The sequence below is a fragment of the Mycobacterium sp. SMC-14 genome (genome assembly GCF_046250075.1).
Taxonomy (GTDB): domain Bacteria; phylum Actinomycetota; class Actinomycetes; order Mycobacteriales; family Mycobacteriaceae; genus Mycobacterium.
In genome coordinates this window covers 95,065-116,608 of the sequence record NZ_CP176429.1, presented here as the reverse complement: position 1 = coordinate 116,608, position 21,544 = coordinate 95,065, and the positions used below count along the sequence as shown (strand labels likewise).

At 67.8% G+C, this 21,544-nt stretch carries 22 protein-coding genes; 9 read left to right on the top strand and 13 right to left on the bottom strand.

Features of this window, described 5'->3' with window-relative positions; translation table 11 throughout:
* Positions 1-74 precede the first annotated feature (74 nt).
* Both fadD5 and ACKY0W_RS00575 read right to left on the bottom strand, forming a co-directional pair.
* Positions 75-1,658, bottom strand: a complete 1,584-nt coding sequence (fadD5, locus tag ACKY0W_RS00580) for a fatty-acid--CoA ligase FadD5 (RefSeq protein ID WP_409435951.1) — start codon at positions 1,656-1,658, stop codon at positions 75-77.
* A 20-nt stretch (positions 1,659-1,678) separates the two neighbouring features.
* Positions 1,679-2,119 (bottom strand): SRPBCC family protein, encoded by a 441-nt coding sequence (locus tag ACKY0W_RS00575; protein WP_409435950.1) that lies wholly within the window; start codon positions 2,117-2,119, stop codon positions 1,679-1,681.
* A 94-nt stretch (positions 2,120-2,213) separates the two neighbouring features.
* Between ACKY0W_RS00575 and ACKY0W_RS00570 the strand changes: the two genes are divergently transcribed.
* Positions 2,214-3,635, top strand: coding sequence for a serine/threonine-protein kinase (locus tag ACKY0W_RS00570; RefSeq protein ID WP_409435949.1), 1,422 nt, complete (start codon positions 2,214-2,216; stop codon positions 3,633-3,635).
* A gap of 17 nt (positions 3,636-3,652) precedes the next feature.
* Here ACKY0W_RS00570 and ACKY0W_RS00565 read toward each other — a convergent pair whose 3' ends face one another.
* The gene (locus ACKY0W_RS00565; protein WP_409435948.1) at positions 3,653-4,129 is read right to left on the bottom strand and encodes an acyl-CoA thioesterase; all 477 of its coding nucleotides are present in this window, start codon (positions 4,127-4,129) and stop codon (positions 3,653-3,655) included.
* Between the two features lie 14 nt (positions 4,130-4,143).
* Here ACKY0W_RS00565 and ACKY0W_RS00560 point away from each other — a divergent pair, with 14 nt between their 5' ends.
* Positions 4,144-5,259: an alcohol dehydrogenase catalytic domain-containing protein gene (locus tag ACKY0W_RS00560; RefSeq protein ID WP_409435947.1), complete on the top strand. Its 1,116-nt coding sequence runs from the start codon at positions 4,144-4,146 to the stop codon at positions 5,257-5,259.
* On the opposite strand, the gene ACKY0W_RS00555 is transcribed toward ACKY0W_RS00560, so the two are convergent.
* From ACKY0W_RS00555 to ACKY0W_RS00525, 7 genes are read right to left on the bottom strand one after another with little or no spacing between them, the layout of a single operon-like run.
* The gene (locus ACKY0W_RS00555) at positions 5,240-6,706 is read right to left on the bottom strand and encodes a flavin-containing monooxygenase (protein WP_409437903.1); all 1,467 of its coding nucleotides are present in this window, start codon (positions 6,704-6,706) and stop codon (positions 5,240-5,242) included. The two genes, ACKY0W_RS00560 and ACKY0W_RS00555, sit on opposite strands and share 20 nt — an antisense overlap.
* Positions 6,703-7,434, bottom strand: coding sequence for an SDR family NAD(P)-dependent oxidoreductase (locus ACKY0W_RS00550; protein WP_409435946.1), 732 nt, complete (start codon positions 7,432-7,434; stop codon positions 6,703-6,705). The genes ACKY0W_RS00555 and ACKY0W_RS00550 overlap by 4 nt, the downstream gene beginning before the upstream one ends.
* Entirely contained in the window at positions 7,431-8,180 is a 750-nt protein-coding gene (locus ACKY0W_RS00545; RefSeq protein WP_409435945.1) for an HpcH/HpaI aldolase family protein, read from the bottom strand. Before ACKY0W_RS00545 ends, ACKY0W_RS00550 begins: the two co-directional genes overlap by 4 nt.
* Positions 8,177-9,145: a zinc-binding dehydrogenase gene (locus ACKY0W_RS00540; protein ID WP_409435944.1), complete on the bottom strand. Its 969-nt coding sequence runs from the start codon at positions 9,143-9,145 to the stop codon at positions 8,177-8,179. Before ACKY0W_RS00540 ends, ACKY0W_RS00545 begins: the two co-directional genes overlap by 4 nt.
* A gap of 3 nt (positions 9,146-9,148) precedes the next feature.
* A complete protein-coding gene (locus tag ACKY0W_RS00535; protein WP_409437902.1) occupies positions 9,149-10,324 on the bottom strand; it encodes a cytochrome P450 in 1,176 nt (391 codons plus the stop codon).
* A 50-nt stretch (positions 10,325-10,374) separates the two neighbouring features.
* A complete protein-coding gene (locus tag ACKY0W_RS00530) occupies positions 10,375-11,091 on the bottom strand; it encodes an NIPSNAP family protein (protein ID WP_409435943.1) in 717 nt (238 codons plus the stop codon).
* Positions 11,091-11,648, bottom strand: coding sequence for a hypothetical protein (locus ACKY0W_RS00525; protein ID WP_409435942.1), 558 nt, complete (start codon positions 11,646-11,648; stop codon positions 11,091-11,093). Before ACKY0W_RS00525 ends, ACKY0W_RS00530 begins: the two co-directional genes overlap by 1 nt.
* 145 nt (positions 11,649-11,793) lie before the next feature.
* Here ACKY0W_RS00525 and ACKY0W_RS00520 point away from each other — a divergent pair, with 145 nt between their 5' ends.
* Positions 11,794-12,489 carry a DUF427 domain-containing protein gene (locus ACKY0W_RS00520; RefSeq protein WP_409435941.1) on the top strand — a complete coding sequence of 232 codons (696 nt, stop codon included), beginning with the start codon at positions 11,794-11,796 and terminating at the stop codon, positions 12,487-12,489.
* Here the strand turns inward: ACKY0W_RS00520 and ACKY0W_RS00515 are convergent.
* Positions 12,484-13,383, bottom strand: a complete 900-nt coding sequence (locus tag ACKY0W_RS00515; RefSeq protein WP_409435940.1) for an acyl-CoA thioesterase — start codon at positions 13,381-13,383, stop codon at positions 12,484-12,486. The genes ACKY0W_RS00520 and ACKY0W_RS00515 overlap by 6 nt on opposite strands.
* Before the next feature lie 88 nt (positions 13,384-13,471).
* Here ACKY0W_RS00515 and ACKY0W_RS00510 point away from each other — a divergent pair, with 88 nt between their 5' ends.
* Positions 13,472-14,332 (top strand): SMP-30/gluconolactonase/LRE family protein, encoded by an 861-nt coding sequence (locus ACKY0W_RS00510; protein ID WP_409437901.1) that lies wholly within the window; start codon positions 13,472-13,474, stop codon positions 14,330-14,332.
* A gap of 10 nt (positions 14,333-14,342) precedes the next feature.
* Positions 14,343-15,149 (top strand): thioesterase family protein, encoded by an 807-nt coding sequence (locus ACKY0W_RS00505; protein ID WP_409435939.1) that lies wholly within the window; start codon positions 14,343-14,345, stop codon positions 15,147-15,149.
* Here ACKY0W_RS00505 and ACKY0W_RS00500 read toward each other — a convergent pair.
* Positions 15,126-15,743, bottom strand: coding sequence for an SDR family NAD(P)-dependent oxidoreductase (locus tag ACKY0W_RS00500; RefSeq protein ID WP_409435938.1), 618 nt, complete (start codon positions 15,741-15,743; stop codon positions 15,126-15,128). The genes ACKY0W_RS00505 and ACKY0W_RS00500 overlap by 24 nt on opposite strands.
* Positions 15,744-15,906: 163 nt before the next feature.
* On the opposite strand from ACKY0W_RS00500, the gene ACKY0W_RS00495 reads away from it, so the two are divergent.
* Positions 15,907-16,443 (top strand): TetR/AcrR family transcriptional regulator, encoded by a 537-nt coding sequence (locus ACKY0W_RS00495; protein WP_406758864.1) that lies wholly within the window; start codon positions 15,907-15,909, stop codon positions 16,441-16,443.
* Here ACKY0W_RS00495 and ACKY0W_RS00490 read toward each other — a convergent pair.
* The gene (locus tag ACKY0W_RS00490; RefSeq protein WP_409437900.1) at positions 16,440-17,804 is read right to left on the bottom strand and encodes an FAD-binding oxidoreductase; all 1,365 of its coding nucleotides are present in this window, start codon (positions 17,802-17,804) and stop codon (positions 16,440-16,442) included. The genes ACKY0W_RS00495 and ACKY0W_RS00490 overlap by 4 nt on opposite strands.
* A 49-nt stretch (positions 17,805-17,853) precedes the next feature.
* Between ACKY0W_RS00490 and ACKY0W_RS00485 the strand changes: the two genes are divergently transcribed.
* The 3 genes from ACKY0W_RS00485 (at position 17,854) to ACKY0W_RS00475 (ending at position 21,244) form a co-directional block, all read left to right on the top strand.
* Positions 17,854-18,753, top strand: a complete 900-nt coding sequence (locus ACKY0W_RS00485; protein WP_409435937.1) for an alpha/beta hydrolase — start codon at positions 17,854-17,856, stop codon at positions 18,751-18,753.
* Positions 18,754-18,798: 45 nt separating this feature from the next.
* Positions 18,799-19,962, top strand: coding sequence for a DUF222 domain-containing protein (locus tag ACKY0W_RS00480; protein WP_409435936.1), 1,164 nt, complete (start codon positions 18,799-18,801; stop codon positions 19,960-19,962).
* Positions 19,963-20,161: 199 nt separating this feature from the next.
* A complete protein-coding gene (locus ACKY0W_RS00475; protein WP_409434447.1) occupies positions 20,162-21,244 on the top strand; it encodes an IS110 family transposase in 1,083 nt (360 codons plus the stop codon).
* The last annotated feature ends 300 nt before the right edge of the window (positions 21,245-21,544 follow it).

Genomic DNA, 21,544 nt, shown 5'->3' with positions numbered 1-21,544 from the left:
GGTTTCCTACCGGAGAGTAACGTGCCGCGACCTCACTCATCGCTGTTTCGGGCGGCATCGCTTGGGGCGCTGTCCTACTCGGATCCCTGAGCCGACCCGTAGTTAATGCGCAGTTCGGTTTTGAGCACTTTCCCGGCCGGGTTGCGCGGCAGAGCGTCGACGATCTCGAGCGCCTTGGGGTGCTTGTAGCGCGCGAGCCGCTCGGTCAAGAAATCGTCGAGGTCGGCCAGGGTGAGGCTCGCCCCGGACAGCGCCGCGACCGCGACGGGGACCTCGCCCCATCGCTCGTCCGGACGGCCGATGACAGCGACCTCGATGATGGCGGGGTGATCGGCCAGCACGTTCTCCACTTCGGCGCAGTACACGTTCTCGCCGCCGGAGATGATCATGTCCTTCTTCCGGTCGACCACCCAGACGTAGCCCTCTTCATCCATTCGGACCAGATCGCCGGAGTGGAACCAGCCACCGGCAAAGGCCTCCGCGGTGGCCTCCGGGTTGTTCCAATAGCCGGCCATCAAGGTGGGCGCCCGGTAGACGATCTCGCCCACCTCGCCGACGGCGACGTCGTTCATCTGCTCGTCGACGACCCGGGCGGAGACGGTCGGGATGACGGTCCCGACCGAACCGAGCTTTCGGGTGGCGTCCTCGCCGAGCAGGATGCAGGTCACCGGCGACATCTCCGTCTGCCCGAAGGCCGCCAGGATCTTGGTGCCGGGGAAGGTCTCCGCCATCTGGCGCAGCAAGGCGTCCGAAGCCGGCGCCGCGCCCCACGACATGGTCCGCAACCGGATGTCGCGCGGGTTGGCCTGCTGCTGGGCGCAGACCGCCTGCCATTGGGCCGGCACCAGGAAGATTCCGGTGACCCGCTCGGCGGCCAGCACGTCGAGCAGTTGGCCCGCGTCGAACGCACCCAGCGGGTTGATGACGGTCGGGATGCCCAGCCACATGCCGGGCAGCAGGTTGCCCACACCGGCGATGTGGAAGAACGGAACCCCGATGAAGGCCACGTCGGCGGTGCCGGTACCGGCGGTGTGCAGCGCGGTCATCGTCTGACCAACCAAGTTGGTGTGGGTGAGCACCGCTCCCTTGGGGAGGCCGGTGGTGCCCGAGGTGTACATGATCAGGGCTGGTGAGTCGTTGAGGATGTCCACCGGCGCGTGCGGCTCGCCGGTCTCATTGATCAGGTCTTCGTAGGCGATCAGGCCCTCACCTGCCGCGTCACCGGCTACCACCACGTGGTCCAGCAGTCCGGTCAGCTCGCGCACACCGGTGGCGACCGGCACCAGCGCCGGTTCGGTGATCAGCACCCTGGCCTCGCAGTCGGTGACCAGGTAGGCGATCTCCGGTGGGGTGAGGCGGAAGTTGACCGGGACAGCGATGCCGCCCAGCATGTTCGCGGCCAGCACCGACTCGACGAACTCGGTGCGGTTGAGCATCAGGATCATCACCCGGTCACCGGCGCGGATCCCGCGGCGGCTCAGGGCGTCTGCCAGCGCGGTGACCCGGTCACGCAGCTGTGACCAGGTGGTGGTCTGGCCCAGGAACCGCAGCGCCGGAGCGTCCGGCTGCATCAGCGCGTGCCGGTCCAGCTGGTTGACCCAGTTCTGGCGACGCGCCCGGTAGGGCTGCTCGGCGGGATCGACGGTTGGGTGGCTCAATTCGGGTCTCCCGTTTCGTGCTAGCCCGAAGTCAGTTCTTCGGCGCGCCGTTTGAGATTGTCAGCTAGATAGTCCAAGGCGTTGCTGAATGCCTTTTTGAGCATCGGCTTGGGCACCGGCATCTGGGTCTCGACGTTCATGTCGACGGTGAGCAACGTGGTGGGGCCGATCTCGACCGCCGAGAACAGCTGCTCCTGCTTGGTGAACAGGTCGCCCTGCTGGAGAACGGTCTGGATCTGGGTGTCAGTGGGGTAGTAGACGGCCTGGATAAAGGTGCCGTCGAAGCCCGAGTAAGACGCGTCCAGCCGCAGCTGACTGGGCCGGCCGTCGTCGTAGCGGGCCAGCACCCAAGCCCCCTTGATCTCTTCATTCCACTGCGGGTACGCCTCGAAGTCGGCAACGATCCCCATGATGGTGGCGGCGTCGGCGGCGACTTCGACGGTCTTGCTCACGAGCGGCATCCGCCGAGCATAACCACCGGCAAGATCGGCCAGGGCGACGGTTGGCCGCCTAAAATTCGCTCAGTCCTCAGCCGCGCGTCAAGGTGGTGTTCCGGTGGAAACAGTGGGTGTTGCGGCGAGTTCGCAGTTCGGGCAATATCGGCTGCTTCGTCTCCTGGGCGCCGGCGGATTTGGCGAGGTCTACGCCGCCGAGGACACCGTCATGGGACGGCAAGTAGCGCTCAAGCTGATCGCCGCCCCGTACTCCCACGACCCGGTATTCCGCCAGAGACTGTTCCGGGAAGCCCGTACCGCCGGACGTCTCACCGAGCCGCATATCGTGCCGGTTCACGGCTACGGCGAGATCGACGGTCGACTCTACATAGACATGCGCCTGATCAGCGGGACCGATCTGGCCACCATCCTCGCTCGGAGCGGGCCGATGGATGCTGCGCGGGCAGTGGCGATCGTGAGTCAGATCGCGGCGGCGCTCGACGCTGCGCACGCCGCGGAGATGCTCCACCGCGATATCAAGCCGTCCAACATCCTGCTCGGTGACGACGACTTCGCATGTCTAGTCGACTTCGGTCTGGCGAACGCGGCCACCGACACCAAACTCACCAACACCGGCACCACGATCGGCAGCTTCGGTTACCTGGCCCCTGAACGACTAACCCACAATGCGGCGATCGGCCGAGAGTCTGACATTTACTCACTGGCCTGCGTGCTCTATGAATGTCTGACGGGTTCGGCGCCTTATCCAGGCAGTGATCTGCCAGTACTGATCTCTGCGCACTTGACCGCGCCAATCCCACGGCCCAGCCAACAACAGGTCAACGTTCCCTCTGGATTCGACGATGTGATCGCCCGCGGCATGGCCAAAGACCCCGCGCAGCGGTATCGCAGCGCGGGTGACCTGGCCGGCGCCGCCCAGCAGGCGCTGGCCACGGCCGGCCATCACTACCCCAACTCGGTTTACGCATTTGCCCCCACCCAAGACGCTGTGGCAGCTTTCTCGCCCGGTGGCGCCGAATCACCTCGCCGTCCACGCCCTGGCCGGACCGGAATCGTCATAGCGGTCCTGATCACGACGGTCGCCGCAATCGCAGGCGTTCTCGGTGGCATCGGATTCACACGCCGTAGTGCCCCCGCCAGCACGCTGGCTCAGGTCTGCGACCAGGCGCGCCAGGCGGCCACTTCGTACGCGACGATCCTCACGACTAGCGACTACCGAACGATCGACGAGAACTTCGCCGAGGTTCTCGCCGGCTCCACGGGTGAGTTCAAAGACAGCTACTCGAACACGAGTGCGCAATCGCGTCAGCAGCTAGTGGATAACCAGGCCGTAGCCCAAGGTGTGGTCATCGATTCCGCGGTTCAATCATGTAGCGCCGACAGGGTGGTCGTGCTGATGTTCATCGATCAGCACATGACCAATGCCGCGAACCCGCGTCCGAAGATCAACAGCTCCCGGGTGAAGATGACCATGGAACACGTCGGAGACAGTTGGTTGGCCAGCAAGGTCGAAGTGCTCTAGTCGGAACTCGACACGATTCACACCTGGGCGGTGGCCAGCAGCGCGCGAATACCCTCGGGGATCGGCACCGGCCGCCGGGTGGTGCGGTCGACATAAACGTGCACCCAGTGCCCGAGCGCGGCGAGCGGTACGGCGCCGGTGTCAACTCCGATTTCAGGGGCCCGGAACAGTGCGAGCCGATAGGTGACGCTGCTGCGGCCCAACCGCGTGACGGCCAGTCCCACCGCGAGCCGGTCCGGGAAGGCGAGTTCGCCCAGGAAGCGGCAGCCCGATTCGGCGACCACGCCCAGCTCCGGCATCGCGACCGGGTCGACGTCGACGTGAGCCGCGATCCAGCCGTTGATCGCGGTATCGAACAGCTGGTAGTACACCGCGTTGTTGAGGTGGCCGAACATGTCGTTGTCGGCCCAGCGGGTCAGCACCGGCCAGTGCACCGGAAAGTCGTGGCTGGTCAACCCTTCCGGAGCGGGCGGGACCGCTGCGTCCGAACTCATGGTTGTATTCCAGCATGACCACGATCCGCGGGGCGGTGCTGGAGCGGATCGGGGCGCCGCGCCCTTACGCCACCTCGCGCCCGCTGACGGTGACCGAGGTGGAGCTGGCCCCGCCCGGCGAGGGCGAGCTGCTGGTGCGGGTCGAGGCCGCCGGGGTCTGTCACTCCGATCTGTCAGTGGTCGACGGCAACCGGGTGCGGCCGGTGCCGATGCTGCTCGGCCACGAGGCCGCCGGCATCGTCGAAGCGGTAGGCGCCGGAGTCACCGGGATGCAGCCGGGCCAGCGGGTGGTGCTGACCTTCTTGCCTCGCTGCGGGCATTGCCCGGCCTGCGCCACCGATGGCATGGCGCCGTGTGAGCCCGGCAGCGCCGCCAACGGCGCGGGCACTCTGCTCGGCGGCGGGCTGCGGCTGCACCGCGCCGACCAAACCGTCTACCACCACCTTGGGGTCTCCGGGTTTGCCACACATGCGGTGGTGAGCCAGGCCAGCGCGGTGCCGGTGCCCGACGACGTGCCGCCGACGGTGGCCGCCCTGCTGGGCTGCGCGGTGCTGACCGGCGGCGGCGCCGTCCTCAACGTCGGCCGTCCGAAGCCCGGCGACACGGTCGCGGTGGTCGGGCTCGGCGGAGTCGGGATGGCTGCGGTGCTGACCGCGCTGGCCCACGACGGCGTGCAGGTCATCGCGATCGACCGGCTGCCGGACAAACTGGCCGCCGCAACCGCGCTGGGTGCCCATCTCACCTACACCCCGCAACAGGCGCTCGACGGCGGCGTGCGCGCACCGGTGGTGATCGAGGCGGCGGGTCATCCCGCCGCGCTGGAGGCCGCGATCGGTCTGACCGCACCGGGCGGGCGCACCATCACCGTCGGCCTGCCCCCACCGGATGCGCGGATCAGCGTGTCCCCGCTGGGTCTGGTTGCGCAGGGACGTTCACTGATCGGCAGCTATCTGGGTTCGGCGGTCCCCGCGCGCGACATCCCTAGCTTCGTGGAGTTGTGGCGGGCCGGCCGTCTGCCCGTCGAACACCTGGTTTCGGCGACCGTGCCGCTCGAGCAGATCAATGAGGCCATGGACTCACTCGCCGACGGCGCCGCGGTACGTCAGATCATTACCTTCGATCCGCACTGACTGCCGGTTCGAAGGTGAAGTCGGCGGCCCGGAACCGGCGGGTCATCGCCCAGAAGGCACCGGCACTGCGCGGCCACTGAGTGACCACCCGGCCGTTGGCAGCACGAAAGTAGTTGCTGCAGCGGGTGGTCCATACCGTACCGTGCATCCACCGGTCGACCTTGCTGACGAAGTCGGCGAGCGCGGCGGGCCGCACGGCGACATAGGACTTGCGTGTGCGCCGCAGGTGTTTGAGAACCCGAACGATGTAGCGCGCCTGGGCTTCCAGCACGAAGATGACACTGTTGGAGCCGACGTTGGTGTTGGGGCCATAGAGCATGAAGAAGTTGGGAAAGCCAGGCATCGCCATACCCAGGTAGGCACGCGGACCGTCGCGCCAGGCCTGCTTGAGTGTGGTCGCTCCCTCGCCCGTCACCTCGATCTGACCGAGGTAGTCCGCGGCGGCATATCCGGTGGCGCAGACCACCACGTCGACCTCGCACTCGGTGCCGTCCTCGGTGACCACCGATCGCGAGCGCAGCGCCCGGGCCGGGCTGGTCACCACTTCGACATTCGGTCGGGCCAACGCGGGCAGGTAGTCCGAGGAGAACACCAGACGCTTGCAGCCCAGCGGGTGGTCTGGGGTCAGCGCTGCCCGTAGTTGCTCGTCGGCAATGGTGTTGTCCAAGAGTTTTCGCGCGACATCGGTGAACTCTCGGGTCTTGTCACTGCCGCTCTCGATCACCGAGATGTTCGACTCACTGCGCAGCCACAGCCGCATCCGGTACAGCCGCTTGGCCAACGGTATGCGGACGAAGGCCCACCGCTCCCGCGGGGTGTAGCGCCGGTCCGGCTTGGGCAGGATCCACGTCGGCGACCGCTGCAACGAGTACACCTTCTCGGCGACCTCCGCCAGCTCCGGCAGCAGTTGCGCCGCAGTCGAACCCGTGCCGAGCACCGCAACCTTGGCTCCGGCGATCGGCACCGAATGATCCCACCGCGCCGAATGCATCACGGCGCCCGCGAAGGGCTCTTCTTCGATCAGATCGGGCAGCACCGGCTGGGTGAACAGCCCGACGGCCGAGACCACCACGTCGAACCGATGCTGCGCGCCGTCGCTGCTGCACAGACACCACTGCCGCCGGTCCGGCTCCCAGCGGGCGGCACGGATCTCGGTGCGCAGCCGCAGATGCGGGGCCAGGCCGTGGTCGGCCGCGCAGCGCTCGAAGTAGGCCAAGATCTCGGGCTGCTGCGACCACTGCCGCGACCAGTGCGGATTCAGATCGAAGGAATAGGAGTACAGGTGTGATTTGACGTCACAGGCCAGCCCGGGATAGGTGTTGATCCGCCAGGTTCCACCGACCCCGTCCTCCCGGTCGAAGATGGTGAAGTCGGAAAATCCCGCACGCCGCAACAGGATTCCCAGGGCCAGACCACCCGGCCCAGCACCGATGATGCCGATCTTCATCGGATCTGCAGGCACTGGCCGCCGTCCACGACGAGCTCGGCGCCGGTGATGAACGATGCGGCTTCGGACACCAGGAACGCCACCGCGTCGGCCACCTCGACCGGCCTGCCGATCCGGCCGCCCGCCGACACCGCGGCCAGGCGCTGCTGGGTGACGTCGTCGAGCATCGGGGTGGCGATCGGCCCGGGAAACACCGCGTTGACCCGGATGCCGGCCGAGACGAGTTCGGCGGCGACGGTCTGGGTCAGGCCGCGCAGCGCCCATTTCGACGACCCGTAGGCGCTGTGCTGCGGGAAGGGGCGGATCGCCCCGGTGCTGCAGGTGTTGACGATGGCGGCACCGTCTGCGGCACACAGGGACGCAAGCGCTGCCTGGATTCCCAGGAACGCCCCGAGACAGTTGACCCGCCAAGCGTTTTCGAAGTCCTCGGGTGTCTCGTCGGCGATCGCCGCACGGTGCAGGGTGCCGGCGTTGTTGATCAGTGCGGTCAGCGCGCCGAACCGCTCGACGGTGGTGGCCACCGCGGCCTCCCATTGCTCGGGACGGGTCACGTCGAGCCGAAAGCCGATCAGCGCATCGTCGGCCCGCGCGGTGATGGCGGCATTCAGTTCGGCGTCGTTGATGTCGCAGGCAACCACGGCGAACCCGTCGGTGCGCAGCCGTTCGGCGATCGCCCAGCCCTGGCCGCGGGCTGCGCCGGTGACCAGCGCTACGCGGGCTGAGCTCATCGGCCCCTCGCCTCGTCGAGATGTTCGAGGGCTCCGCGGCGCAGCGCCGCCGACTCGGCGGCCAGCGTGATCATCTGGTAGCCCCGCGCAGCCAGCGCCGCTCCCACCGCGCCCGATCCGCCGTGAATCGCCGCGATCACGCCCGCGCCCGTTGCCGCGCGCTGGATTCGCGTCATCGCCGTGAGCAGCTCGGGGTGGGTGGTGGACTGGGAGACGTCGACGCCCATCGAGATCGCCAGGTCGGCGGGTCCGACGTAGATGCCGGCCAGTCCGGGAACCGCGCAGATCCGTTCCACATCGGCCAAGGCTGCGGCCGTCTCGATCATCGCGAAGACGTCCGCCCGCGATTCCAGCGTGGCCAGGTCGCGACCCAGGCCAAGCCGCAGCGGCCCGAAACTGCGGACCCCCGCGGGCGGGTAGCGCGTGGCGGCCACCGCGGCGGCCGCCTGCTCGGCGGTCTCGATCAGCGCGATGATGACCGCGTCGGCCCCGGCATCGAGCACCCGCCCGATGGGAGCCGGATCCGCGTTGGGCAACCGGACCGCCGTGGCGATCGGCAGGTGTTCGGTGTGCCGCAGCATGGCGGCGATGTCGGCATCGTCGAGGTAACTGTGTTGGGCGTCGAAACCCACGTAGTCATAGCCCGCACGGGCGAATTCCTCCGGGCCCAGCACCGTGGGCCCGGTGACCCAGCCGCCCCAGAGCGGCGCCCGGTCCGCCAGGGCGGCACGCAGCGCCGACGTCATGCGACCATCGCGATCTTGACTCGGCCCGGCACCGGTCGAGTCGCCAATTCGAACGCCGCCTGGGCTTCGTGGCAACCGAAGACATGAGTGACGTAGTTGCCCAGCAGTTCTGGATGCTCAGCGGCGAACAGGCCTGCGGCGGCCAGCATCCGCCGCCGGTCCTGGGTGACTCCGGAGATCAGGGTCAGATTGTTGCGCAGCATGGTGCGCATACTGATCGGATAACTGTCGTCGTCGGGGACACCGAAGTAGAACACCGTGCCGCCGGGTGCGACGGCCTCGATGGCGTGGCCCAGGGTGGCGACCTGATGGCCAACGGTCTCGATCACGATCTCCGGGCGGTCACCCGCATCCAGGTGGCGTACCCACCGGTCACTGCTCGCCTGCACCACGGTGTCAACCCCGAAGGCGGCGGCCACATCTCGGCGGTCGATCGGGTCCACGCCGGTGACACGGCGCGCACCCGCCGCTTTGGCGACAGCGCTGAACAGCAGGCCGATCGAGCCCTGGCCGATCACCGCCGCGTGGCGGCCGGCCAGGTCGGGCAGTTGTTCGACGGCGTAGAGCACGCATGCCAGGGGTTGCAGGCCCACCGCTTGGGCGGGCGCCAGCGCCGGGTCATAGGCCACCAGGCCCTCGCCGTCGCTGATCACCTGTTCCATCAGTCCGTCAAAGCCCGACGCCCAGCCGACGACCCGGTCCCCGGGCTGGTGCTGCGGGTGCCGGCTGACGATGACGTCGCCGATGATTTCGTGGATCGGGAAGCCGAGCTTCTCCGCGGCGCCGGCGCCGTCGTCACCGGGCAATCTGCCCTGCGCGCCGCGAAACCCCGGCAGATCGCTCCCACACACCCCGGCGGCGACGAATCGCAACAGCACCTGCCCCGAACCGACCTGCTGCGCGGTGGGATCGGCGAGCTCGACCTTCTCGAACTCATACGGCGCGATCAACCGGTATGCCCACATGTTTCAGACCTCCACCGGGATGGTGTTCCAGCCCCACTGAAAACTGGACGGCAGCCTGGTGGCGCCATCGTCGACGATGCGGTAGTTCGGCACTCGGCGCAGCCATTCCTGCACCAGGACGGTCACTTCCAGTCGGGCCAGGTGGTAGCCGATGCAGAAGTGCTGCCCGCGCCCGAAAGCCAGTGACCGTTTGATCGGCCGGTCCCAGTGGAATTCGTCGGGGTCGGGATACTGGCGCTCGTCCCGGTTGGCCGACGCCAGCAGGGTGATGATGCGTTGCCCCGGCTCGACCGTCGTCCCGTGCAGCGTGAACGGTTTGCGGGCGGTGCGGGCGAACCATTGCGCCGGCGCGCAGTACCGGATCATCTCTTCGCGTGCCAGCTGCACCCTGTCCTGCGGATCGGCCCGTACCGCGGCCAGTTGTTCCGGTCGCCGAGCCAGTTCCCACAACCCATGCGCGACGATCTTGGGCACGGTCTCGGTACCGCCGATGAAGATGCACAGCAGTTGCGTCGCCGCTTCGATGTCATCGAGGTCGCTACCGTCCGGCAGTCGGTAGGCGAGCATCCCGTCGACGATCGGTAGTTCGGCGGGACCCTGCTCGGCGCGCCGGCGTTGCACGGCCGGGACAAGGTATTGCAGGTAGTTGGGCCGTGCCGCGGCCGTGTCCACCCCGCTGCCGGCCTGTGCGAGACTGCCGGCGTTCACCGCTGCCAGTACCTCCGCGGCGCAATCGATCGGAATGCCCAGCAGTTCGCAGACCACCTGGGCCACCACGACTCCGCCGTAGTCACAGGTCAGGTCGAAGCGGCCCAGCGGAAGCAACTCATCGAGCCGCTGGTTGGCCAAGTTGCGGACCCGGTCTTCCCAGTCGGCCACCGACCGGGGCCGAAACGCCGGGGACTGCAGGCGGCGAATGTCGTCGTAGATCGGCTTGTCGAAGACGGCGTGGAAGGGCAGCGGGTGCAACGGCGGGTCCGGGACCGCCCCGTTGTTGTGCTGCGCCAGCACATTGGCCGCCGGCAGCGTTCCCTCGGAGGCCACGAAGGTTCCGTCACTGACCGCCAGCACATCCCATATGTCGTCGAATCGGGACAAGGCGTACAGGTCCCACTGAGGGACGTAGTACATCGGATGCTGGTCGCGCAGCACGCGGTAATAGGGCAGGGGGTCGGCCATCACCGCCGGGTCGAACGGATCGTAGGAGAACTGCGGCGCGGCAACGCTTGTCACGTGGCGTCTCGCTGCAGCGGGGAGGGCGGTAGGGCTTGCAGGATCGAGTCCTCCCAGCCGTCGCGTAACGCGGGCGCCACGCTCATCCACGTCACGATCTCCGCCGGCGGGTGGTCCTTCCACGACGGGTAATGCTCGGCGAAGCATTCCCAACCGCCGTCAAGCGCCCAGTAGTGGATGACCTCGTTGTAGCGGAACGTGGTGGTGAACGAACCGAGCCAGCGCTTTCCGGTGCTCTCCGACCACGGCACGTACAGCCGCTCCAGTTCGCGGATGTAGTCGTCCTGTCGACCGGGCTTGGTCTGCATGATTTCCTGAATCACCACGGTCGCGTCGAACTCGGCCGCGCGCAGCGCAGCCAGGGTCTTGTTGTGCGGGCCGGGGTACATGATGCGGCCCTCCCCCGACGCTCCGATACCGCCGAGGTAGGTCGACCATTCGGTCGCGCGCTGGGCGTGGCTGCCGCCGCGGCTCTGTGCCTGCCCGATTCGGGCGTAGTCGGCGAATGCGTCGATCTCCCAGATGACCGTGACCTGCGGCCAGTGCCCGTTGTAGGCGGTGCTCTCCCACAGCGCGAACAGGCGGGCGCCCAACTCGGTCATCATCGGCTGGTAGATCTCGGTGAAATGGCGGGTGAAGTCGTCACGCAGGCCGCCGCCCAGTTCGATCGTCTCGTGCAGATACAGCAGGGTGTGGCCGTAGTGTTTGCGCATCAGCCGACCGGGACCAGGTCGGAATTGACCGGCAGGCAATGCTTCTGGTCGCTGCGGAATATCTCCGGGCCGTCGACCTGTGCTGTGTCGCTGATGTCGGCGGCGGCCAGCGCCTGCCTCTTGAACGCCCGGCCCGCCACGGTGGGCATGTGCTGCACGGCGCTCAGCCGGTGCTCCACCTCCAGCGGCCAGCGCTCACCCCACAACACGACCTCGGTCAGGCTGCGCCGCAGCGCCTGGTGCACCCGCCGGCTGATCCGCGGATCGGCGGCGAGTGCGTCGGCGACCACGGCCAGGCTGTGTCCGGATGCCTCGGCCTCGGGGCCGGACAGCTCCGTCTCGAGGTCGGCGGAGTTCAGGCCGAGGATCTGTAACGGCCGCAGATCCAGGTGCGGTGGCACCAGCACACGCACGTCCCAGCCGGTCGCCGCGCGGTGATACAGCCAGCCACCGGCCCCGTGCACCAGGCCGGGGACATCGAGGGCGATGACATCGAGGCGGTAGCGCAGGTACTGGTCCTGCGCCAGGGAATCCATGGCCGCAGCGGTACTCGTCATCACATCATCCCAGCTCGTCGCGAGAATCTCAGACGGCGCCGCCGGCCGGACGAACTGTCCGACCGGGCAGCACAACTTTTCCGAGATATTACAGTTGAAGCCAAATTTGTAAAGCAGAATGAGGCGAACGCGGGTGGGGAGCGAAATGAGTCTGGTTGCCGGGCAGGGCCCGCTCAGCACCGAACGCGCCGGCTGGTTCTCACCGGAGATCACCGGCGCCCTGGTGTATGTCGAACCGCATCCGCGCCGCGTCCAGGCGATCCGCGGCGAACGGACCGTGATCGATACCGAGGGCGCGCTGCTGGTGCATCGCCAGGGTGAGCCGTTGGGCTATGCCTTCCCCGCGGATTCCGTCGGCGACCTGCCGCACCAGGCGCTGCCGGAGGCATCGGGCTTTGTGCAGGTCCCTTGGGACGCCGTGGACGCCTGGTTCGAAGAGGGCCGCCGGCTCGTGCACTATCCGCCGAACCCCTATCACCGGGTCGATTGCCGGCCCACCCGGCGCGCATTGCGCGTCGCGGTCGCTGGCGTGGTCCTGGTGGACACCGACGACACGGTGATCCTGTTCGAGACGGCCCTGGCGCCGCGCCTGTACGTCGAACCGGACCGGGTCCGCATGGATCTGCTCCAGGCGTCGACGACGTCCACCTACTGCAACTACAAGGGCTACGCCCGCTATTGGTCCGCAGTGGTCGGTGACACCGTCGTGCCGGACGTGGCCTGGAGCTACCCGGACCCGCTGCCCGAGAGTGCGCCCATTGCAGGCCTTTTCAGCTTTGACCTGTCACGCGTCGGCGGTTTCGCCGAATTGCCCGAGCCGGCCGGACGCCCGCGGCTATAGCCGCGAGTGCTCGGCGATCTTGTTGTCGCTGGTGCGCAGCGGCCGGATGAGACCGTCCTGGGCGAACGAGGCGAGCAGTGCGCCGTCCTCGGTGTGCACGGTGCCGCGGACGTAGGACATGCCCGCACCCACCTGGGTGCTTTCATGGCCGTAGAGGATCCATCCAGCCCAGCGCACCGGTTCGTGGAAGCTCACCGTGACCGTCATGGGAGCGGTGGACACCGTCAGGTGCGACTGGCTGGTGCCGATCCCGGCGTGCGCACGCATCGTCGTCGAGATGCCCAAATGCCCGGTGAAATAAGCGATCAGAGCCTTGGCGAGGTCGTCGCGGGCGGGTATGGGGTCGTAGTGCAGCCAGGCGTAGAGCTCCGGCGGGCCCACCTCGTCGGGACTGTTGACGTCGACGACATCCACGAGGCGCACCTCGCGCCCGGTCATCGGCATGACGCAGGGGTTGGCCTGCGCGGGGGCTGCCACGTCGGGGCGCGGCAGGTGGTGCGTGATGACGTCGGCCGACGGGACGTCGGCGAGCACCGTGATGGTTGCGCAGCGCTTGCCGTTCTGCAGCACCGAGATCACTGCGGTGGCTGTCGAACGCCCCTCACTGACCACGTCGATCAGGTATTCCGCCGACGGCCCCACCAGCACAGCCCGGGCGAACACCGCGTGCACGGATCGGACGGACTTGTCCGAGAAGCGTTTCGCCGCCGCGACGATCGCCTGCGCCAGTAGTTGGGTGCCCTCCACGACTTGGCGCTCGTCGTCGCCGGCCAGCCCGGTGGCGCCGGTGAACCGGTCCGGGCCGTCCGCCGTCACCTCGAAAAGCTCCAGCAGGCCGCTCACCGACCATTGCGTCGCGGGGGAGGTCTCGGTGGTCGGAGTTGCTTCAGCCATTCCGCGAGCGTGACATTTAAGCCATATTTTGTAAAGTGGGCTCTGACCGCGCCAGCGGCCGCCGGACAGGAGGGCGACAGTGTTGGGTATCGCCGAAACGACTTCGCAGCAGGACAACCCGGGGTCAACGTCACCACCCGCGCCGCTGGTCGGCGGCTTCTGCTTCGGGGAGGGACCGCGCTGGTTCGAGGGCCTGCTGTGGTTTTCGGACATGCTCGGCGAGGCGATCCACACCGTGAACCTGCGCGGCTCGATGACCACGGTCCCGCTGCCGGGGCATACCCCCAGCGGCCTGGGTTTCCGGCCGGACGGATCGCTGCTGATCGCCTCGGCCTCGGACCGCCAGGTGCTCTGCTACGACGGGGACGCGGTGAGCACACTGGTCGACCTGAGCGGGCTGGTGCCGGCCGATCTCGGCGACATGGTCGTGGACGCGGCCGGCCGCAGCTATATCGGATCGCAGGCCTACTCCGGCGGTGTGGTGGTGCGCGTCGATCCGGACGCCAGCGTGCGCGTCGTCGCCGAGGACCTGGACTTTCCCAACGGGATGGTGATCACCCCGGACGGCGGCTCGCTGATCGTCGCCGAATCGATGGGCCGCCGGCTGACCCGGTTCACCATCGGCGCCGACGGCGGCCTGCGTGACCGCCGGGTGTTCGCCGACGGGCTGGACGGTCCACCGGACGGCATCGCACTGGACGCCGCCGGCGGAATCTGGACCGCGATGACCCTGGCCAATCAGTTCGAGCGCATCACCGAGGGCGGCGCCGTGACCGACCGCATCGCAACCGACGGGCGGGCCGCGATCGCGTGCGCGCTGGGCGGGCCGAGACGCCGCACGCTGTTCCTGCTGTCCAGCCCGTCCGCCTACCCCAAGCGACTGGTCGGGACCCGCGAGTCGCGCCTGGACACGGTGGCCGTGGAGATTCCCGGCGCCGGACTGCCCTGAAAGGGATTCGATGACCGACTCCTACTACGAGCTGCTGGATGCCGCCGACCCGCGGGGGGAGAAGTTCGCTGCCACCGACTTGGTGCGCGGTACCTGGTCGGCTCAGATTCAGCACGCCGCACCGGTTTCGGCGCTGCTGGTGCGGGCGCTGGAGCGTTTGGCGCCCCGCGACGACACCCGGCTCAGCCGGGTCAGCATCGACCTGTTGGGGCCCGTGCCCGCCGAGGGCGCGTTGTGGGTACGCGGCCAGGTCGACCGGGCCGGCAAGCAGATCGAACTGGTCAGCGCCGAGATGCTGGCACCCGGTCCCGACCAGCTGCCTCGGCCGGTCGCGCGCGCGAGCGGTTGGCGGCTGCAGACCTTGGACACCGGCGACGTGCAGCACGCCTCGGCTCCCCCGCTGCGGCCCGTCAGCGAGGCGCGCAGCAACAACATGCAGCAGAACTGGGACCGCAACTACGTGCACAGCCTTGATTGGCGGTGGCTGACCACGCCACTGGCCCCCGGCGCCGGCGAATCCTGGATCTCACCGATCGTGGACCTGGTCAAGGGTGAAGCGATGACTCCGCTGCAGCGGCTGTTCGCGGTGGCCGACGACGCCAACGGGGTCGGTACCAAGCTCGACATCAGGAAGTGGACGTTCCTCAACACCGACCTGGTGGTGCACGTGCACCGGATTCCCGACGGCGAGTGGATCGGGATCCGCGCCGAGACCAACTACGGCCCCGACGGCATCGGGACCACCATCGGCACCCTGTTCGACCAGCAGGGCGCGGTAGCGGGAATTGCGCAGTCAGTCCTCGTGCGCCGTCGTTAGCGGACCGCTCCTTGCAGCCGGGAGTAGTTCGACGAGACGCAGCCGCGACTCGGTGGCCATCCCGGCCACCAGGCGGCCGAGCTCAGCGGTGAACGCCAAGGCACCAGGCTGGGCCGACCGCACCACTGACGCTCGCACCCCGGTGCCGACGAACTCCGCATCCAGGGCCGCAATCCAGGCGTCGACCTTGCGCCCGGCGGCGGCGCAGCTCACCCCGGCCAACTCCGGGCCGATCAGTACGACGTCACCGCTGCCCCGGGCGATCATGGCCGGAATCACCCGGGTGGCAAGGGTTTGCGCCCCCACTCCGGCGCTGTCCGAACACTCGCCCGCCGGGCCGACCAGGCCGAAATCGGTGATGAGGACGTCCGGCGTGCCGATGAGGTAGTGCGCGGCGGCAAGGAATCGGTTGATCGAACGCGGGTCAGCGAGATCAAGGTGAGCCGCGAACGCACTGCCGCCGCGGTCGCGCAACCGCGCTGCGAACCGCTCGGACTCCTCGAGTCGTCTACCGCCGATCAGCACCAGATGTCCGTGTGCGGCCAACTGGGCCGCGGCCGCCCGGCCGATACCGGCTGCTTCGATGACGATCATCACGGCTCGCGGCGGATGCGTGCGTTCCTCGCACGTGACTTGCGGCGCTTCGATCACAATAATTGCCCTACGGCCCGATCCTGCGGGGCCCGTGACGGTGAGGAACTATGTCCAAGCACCGAACCAGCGTGACACTATCGCTATTTTTTGTAAAGTCTCCGCTATGACCCGCAGCACCGTGGACGCACCCGACAGCTCGACCCGGCAGCGGATCCTCGCGGCCACCGCCGAGGTGCTCGGCCGCAATGGGATGACCAAGCTCAGCCTGTCCGAGGTCGCCTCCCAGGCCGGGGTATCCCGCCCCACCCTGTATCGATGGTTCCCATCGAAGGAAGAGCTGATCTCGGCGTTCTCCCGCTACGAGCGGCACATCTTCGACAGTGGGATCGCCCGCGCCACCGAAGGCCTCAAGGGCGCCGAAAAGCTCGACGCTGCACTGCGGTTCATTGTCGACTACCAGCACTCGTCGACCGGCGTGCGAATGATCGACATCGAGCCCAAACATGTGCTCGCCGACTTCTCCCGCATCATCGTGCCGATGCGCGAGGGTCTGCAACGGATGCTGACCGGACCGGACGCCCCGGTGAAGGCGGCGGCAGCGATCCGGATTGCCATCTCGCACTACATCATTCGTAGCGACGACTCCGAGCAGTTCCTCGCCCAGCTGCGTCAGGCCGTCGGCATCAAGCACCGCGACTAGTCGAAGAGCACCGCGGCATTGAGATAGCCGGTCGGATCGAAAGCGGCTTTGATCGTCCGCATCGCGGCGATGTCGTCCGGTCCGCGCGACATCGCCAGGTAGGCCCGCTTGCGGCTGCCCACCCCGTGTTCGGAACTGACGTTGCCGCCGCACTCGGCGATGAGTTGCATCATCGCCGCGTACAGTGCCGGCTCGGCCGATGCCGAACAGCGCAGCACGTTGAAGTGCAGGTTTCCCTCACCGATGTGGCCGAACAGCACCGGAAACGCCTCGGGTGCTTGCCGGCGCACCACCGCGCTCGCCGCCGCGGCGAATTCGGCGACCGCTGCCAGTGGAAGGGACACATCGAACTTCAGCGGCGGCCCGAATGCACCTAGCACGTCGGCGATCGCCTCGCGAATCCGCCAGAGCCGCTGCTGAGTTGCAAGATCAACGCCCACCGCCGGTTCGTCGCAGGACCGCACCTGCGTCAGCAGTTCGGCGAGGCGATCGGTCTGATCGGTGTCGCCAGCCAGTTCCACCAGCAGTAGCCAGTCACCGCGCACCGGGGCACCGATCCCGAGCCGCTCGCCGGTCAGCGCAGCAACGCGGGCATCGACCAACTCCAGGGTGGCGATGCCGTCGAGGTCGCGAAAGATTCGGGCCGCATCGACCAAGGCTGTCAGCTCCGCGAAGCCGCAGACCGCCGTGACCCGGTGCACCGGGACGGGATGCAGCCGCAGATCTAAGCCGGTGATGACGCCCAGAGTTCCTTCGGCACCGACGAACAGTGCCGGCAGGTTGTAGCCGGTGTTGTCGGAGCGCACCGCGCTGTGCCGATGCACCAATGTGCCGTCCGGCAACGCGACCTGCAGACCCAGTAGCTGCTCGCCCATGTTGCCGTAGTGCACGGTGTACAGCCCGCCGGCGTTGGTCGAGGCCATGCCGCCGACGGTCGCGGTGTCGCGGGCGGTCAGGTCGACACCGAAGATCAGCCCGGCGCCGGCCGCCGCCCGCTGCACCGCCGCAAGGGTGGCACCCGACCCCACCCTCACCCGGCGCTCGACGACGTCAACCTCACCGACGGTGTTCAGCCGCTCGGTGGACAGCAGCACGTCGTCGTGTTCGGGAACGGTGCCGGCCACCAGCGAGGTGCGCCCGCCCTGGACGGTGACGTGCGCGCCGCCGTCGCGGCAGAGCCGCAGCACCGCGGCGACTTCTTCGGGCGAACCGGGACGCACCAGCGCACCCGCCCGGCCCCGGTAACGACCGGTGTAGTCGACGCTGCGGCCGGCCAGCACGTCAGGATCGTCGGTGACATAGGCCGGGCCCACCACCTTCGCCAGGCTCTGTAAAAGGCTCCGAAACTGGCTTTGAGTCACCGCCCCGGTCACGAAGCCGGTTTACCACATACCGGGGCTACCTTTAAGCATGACCATCCGCGAAGACGTCTCGTTTCGATCGGGCACGGACCGCATCAGCGCCTGGCTGTACCGCCCCGACAACGCCGGTCGCAACGGTGCCCCGCTGCTGGTGATGGCGCATGGCCTGGGTGCGGTGCGAACCATGCGGCTCGACGCCTACGCCGAGCGGTTCGCCGCGGCCGGTTACGCCTGCCTGGTGTTCGATTACCGCAATTTCGGCGACAGTGAAGGCGCTCCCCGCCAATTGCTCGATGTGGGCATGCAGCTGGCGGACTGGTCCGCCGCCGTCGACTTCGCGCACACCCTGGCCGGTGTCGACCGCAACCGGATCGGCCTATGGGGCACGTCGTTCGGTGGTGGCCACGTGATCGCCACCGCGGCGCGACTGCGGGTGGCGGCGGTTGTGGCGCAATGCCCGTTCACCGATGGGATCGCCTCCGCGCGCACCATTCCACCGTTGACCATCGCGCGGATCAGCCTGTTGGCGTTGCGGGATCTGGCCGCGGCCCGGCTCGGGAACCCTCCGGTGATGGTGGCGACCGCCGGTCGCCCCGGAGACGTCGCCCTGATGAGTACACCCGACTCCTACCCGGGCTACCTGAAGCTGGTTCCGCAGGGGCAGAACCTGCGCAACGAGGTCGCCGCGCGGATCGGGATGAAGATCCTGGCCTACCGACCGGGCCGGCAGGCGGCCAAGGTGAGCTGCCCGATCCTGTTCTGCGTCTGCGACACCGACTCGGTCGCCCCGCCCGAGCCGACCCTGCGCTACGCCGCGAAGGCGCCCCGCGGCACCGTCAAGAGATATCGCGAGGGCCACTTCGACATCTATGTCGGCGACGCTTTCGAGCGAGCGGTCGCAGATCAGCTGGACTTCTTGGACCGCAACCTCAAGACCGCGGGGGCCTGAGGGCGCGGCACCAACTTGTCAGACCCCCACCCTAAGATCGAAAGTATGTTCGAAACATCGTTGGCGGGCCCGGAGGTGCTGGCCGACGTCGACGACAAGGCCCTGGTGGCGGCGATCTCGGGGTGGGCCCGACTGGAGGCCGCCTCAGCTGCGCGCCGCCTGGCCGCCATCGGCGAATTGGTGGCACGGCGCACCCGCGGAACGGACGCGGTGAACCGGTCACGCTGGTCATGTGACTACTGGGACGCCGCGGCCTCCGAGGTCGGCGCTGCCGAGCAGATCAGCCACGGGATGGCGTCCTCGCAGATGTATCTGGCCACGGCGCTGCGTGAACGGCTACCGAAGGTGGCCGCGCTGTTTCTCGACGGGGCGATCAACAGCCGGCTGGTCGCCACGATCGTCTGGCGCACCACGTTGATCACCAACCCGTACTTACTGAACGCCGTCGACACCGAACTTGCCGCGATCGCCACCGGGCTGGGGTCCCTCTCGGCCGCCAAGACCGCTGCGGCCATCGACGCCCTGATCGACCGGTACGACCCCGATGCCGTCCGGCGCCAGGAGCGCGACGCCCGCGGCCGCGAAGTTGTTGTCGACACCCGCAACAGCGAAAACGGCACCACCGCCCTGTGGGGTCGGCTGTTTGCCACCGATGCCACCGCACTCGAACGGCGCCTGACCCAATTGGCCCACACCGTCTGCGACGACGATCCCCGCACCCTGGCCCAGCGTCGCGCCGATGCCCTCGGCGCCTTGGCCGCCGGAGCTGACGGCCTCGCCTGCGCCTGTGGCAACAGCGACTGCCCGGCCGCCGACACCGACGCCCGGGCCGCCAACGTCACCGTCTACGTCCTCGCCGACCAAACCGCACTGAACACCGCGACCGATCCGCGATACGGCAACGGCCAAGAACCGTCAACCGTCCCGGCTGGCAAACCCTCTGCGCGCCCAGCGCGCTCCGGGCAGATCATCGGCGGCGGTACGGTGCCCGCACCGCTGCTGGCCCAGCTCGTCAACAACGGCGCCACCGTCAAACCGCTGCGCGACCCGGCCGACCTGCTGGCCGAACCGCACTACCGGCCCTCGACAGCGTTGGCCGCCTTCGTCCGGGCCCGCGACCTCACCTGCCGATTCCCCGGCTGCGACCAGCCCGCCACCCACTGTGACATCGACAGAGATGATGAGGTGTCACCCGCGACGGCGGCCTGACTCTGACCTCGATTGGCGCCGGTGGGCTGTCCTTGTGTGGATCTGTCGACCGCCGTCGTGGGTGACGCGCTCGACGTCACCGACGTGACGGCTGTGACTTCATAGGAGCTTGCGCCACAAGCACCCATCTCTGTCTTGTCCAACCGCCAACGCCGGTGATGCCACCCATCCACCGGAAATTGAGGACGGTAGAACAAGCATGACAAGTAAGGCAGGGTCGCGTCACATCGTCGCCGGGGTTGATACCCACAAATTGACCCATCATGGCGCCCTCCTCGACGCCAACACGGGAAAGCTACTGACAGAACAGGAGTTTCCGGCAACCCGCGCCGGCTACCGGAAAATGCTGTCCTGGATGCGCTCGTACGGCGAGGTGGTCAAGGCGGGACTGGAGGGCACGGGTTCCTACGGCGCTGGGCTGCACCGGTATCTGCAAACACACGCGGTGACGGTGATCGAAGTGGCTCGACCCAACCGCCAAGATCGACGCCGACAAGGCAAATCTGACCCGATCGATGCGATCAACGCCGCGCGTGCGGTGTTGAGTGAGTCGGCAACCACTACCCCGAAAGACCGCGACGGGTACGTCGAATCGGTGCGCCAAATTCGCGCCACCCGGCGCAGCGCCACCAAAGCTCGCCGGGCCGCATTGCACCAGATGCACGGTCTACTGTGGTGCGCCCCCGAAGAGCTACGCGCCAAACTGGGCAGCTATGACCGAGCCGCCCTGGTTTCGCGATGCGCACGGCTGCGCATTCCCGCTAGCGCCACCCTGGAAGACCCCGCGATGAACGCCCGCCGCATGCTGCGCCGCCTGGCCAAACGTATCCAGATGCTCGACGACGAAATCGCCAAGGCTAACCATGAACTTCACGACCTCCTCACCCGCCACGCTCCGAATCTGCTGGCCGTCAACGGCGTCGGTACCGAGGCCGCAGGACAAATCCTGACCACCGCCGGCGAGAACATCGACCGTCTCAAATCCGAAGCATCGCTGGCCCGACTGTGCGGCGTGGCCCCCATCCCGGCCAGCACTGGTAGCACCACACGGCACCGACTGCACCGCGGCGGCGACCGGCAAGCCAACAGCTCGATCCACCTGGTCGTGGTCAACCGGCTGCGCTGGCACCAACCGACCAGAATCTACGCAGCCCGCCGCACCGAAGAGGGCAAGTCGAAAAAGGAAATCATGCGCTGCCTCAAACGAGCGGTAGTCCGTGAGCTATACCGAGCCCTCCAAGCCGATCTCAACCCTCAAAACGGGGCCCTTGACGCTGCATAGGAGCATCCATGCCGTGGCCCACCCGCATGGAGCCACCCACCCAGCCAACCTGCGATGCCTATGCCGAAAACACCACTTGCTCAAGACCTTCTGGACCGGCCGCGGGGGCTGGAGCGACCGTCAGCACCCCAACGGCACCATCGAATGGACCAGCCCCACCGGCCACACCTACACCACGCAGCCCGGCAGCCGCCTGTTGTTTCCCAGCCTGTGTCTGCCGACCACCGCGCCACCTGCCAGGGCTCCCTCGTCATCGGCAGATCGCAACGTCATGATGCCCACACGCAAGAGCACCCGCAG

Excerpts from the sequence above, each read along its gene's own strand:
- ACKY0W_RS00525 (WP_409435942.1), bottom strand. The coding sequence starts at position 11,648 with ATGACGAGTACCGCTGCGGCCATGGATTCCCTGGCGCAGGACCAGTAC.
- ACKY0W_RS00515 (WP_409435940.1), bottom strand. The coding sequence starts at position 13,383 with ATGGCTGAAGCAACTCCGACCACCGAGACCTCCCCCGCGACGCAATGG.
- ACKY0W_RS00565 (WP_409435948.1), bottom strand. The coding sequence starts at position 4,129 with ATGAGTTCGGACGCAGCGGTCCCGCCCGCTCCGGAAGGGTTGACCAGC.
- ACKY0W_RS00555 (WP_409437903.1), bottom strand. The coding sequence starts at position 6,706 with ATGAAGATCGGCATCATCGGTGCTGGGCCGGGTGGTCTGGCCCTGGGA.
- ACKY0W_RS00530 (WP_409435943.1), bottom strand. The coding sequence starts at position 11,091 with ATGCGCAAACACTACGGCCACACCCTGCTGTATCTGCACGAGACGATC.
- ACKY0W_RS00520 (WP_409435941.1), top strand. The coding sequence starts at position 11,794 with ATGAGTCTGGTTGCCGGGCAGGGCCCGCTCAGCACCGAACGCGCCGGC.
- ACKY0W_RS00535 (WP_409437902.1), bottom strand. The coding sequence starts at position 10,324 with ATGGCCGACCCCCTGCCCTATTACCGCGTGCTGCGCGACCAGCATCCG.
- ACKY0W_RS00540 (WP_409435944.1), bottom strand. The coding sequence starts at position 9,145 with ATGTGGGCATACCGGTTGATCGCGCCGTATGAGTTCGAGAAGGTCGAG.
- ACKY0W_RS00485 (WP_409435937.1), top strand. The coding sequence starts at position 17,854 with ATGACCATCCGCGAAGACGTCTCGTTTCGATCGGGCACGGACCGCATC.
- ACKY0W_RS00550 (WP_409435946.1), bottom strand. The coding sequence starts at position 7,434 with ATGAGCTCAGCCCGCGTAGCGCTGGTCACCGGCGCAGCCCGCGGCCAG.
- ACKY0W_RS00475 (WP_409434447.1), top strand. The coding sequence starts at position 20,162 with ATGACAAGTAAGGCAGGGTCGCGTCACATCGTCGCCGGGGTTGATACC.
- ACKY0W_RS00575 (WP_409435950.1), bottom strand. The coding sequence starts at position 2,119 with ATGCCGCTCGTGAGCAAGACCGTCGAAGTCGCCGCCGACGCCGCCACC.
- ACKY0W_RS00480 (WP_409435936.1), top strand. The coding sequence starts at position 18,799 with ATGTTCGAAACATCGTTGGCGGGCCCGGAGGTGCTGGCCGACGTCGAC.
- ACKY0W_RS00545 (WP_409435945.1), bottom strand. The coding sequence starts at position 8,180 with ATGACGTCGGCGCTGCGTGCCGCCCTGGCGGACCGGGCGCCGCTCTGG.
- ACKY0W_RS00505 (WP_409435939.1), top strand. The coding sequence starts at position 14,343 with ATGACCGACTCCTACTACGAGCTGCTGGATGCCGCCGACCCGCGGGGG.
- ACKY0W_RS00495 (WP_406758864.1), top strand. The coding sequence starts at position 15,907 with ATGACCCGCAGCACCGTGGACGCACCCGACAGCTCGACCCGGCAGCGG.
- ACKY0W_RS00500 (WP_409435938.1), bottom strand. The coding sequence starts at position 15,743 with ATGATCGTCATCGAAGCAGCCGGTATCGGCCGGGCGGCCGCGGCCCAG.
- ACKY0W_RS00560 (WP_409435947.1), top strand. The coding sequence starts at position 4,144 with ATGACCACGATCCGCGGGGCGGTGCTGGAGCGGATCGGGGCGCCGCGC.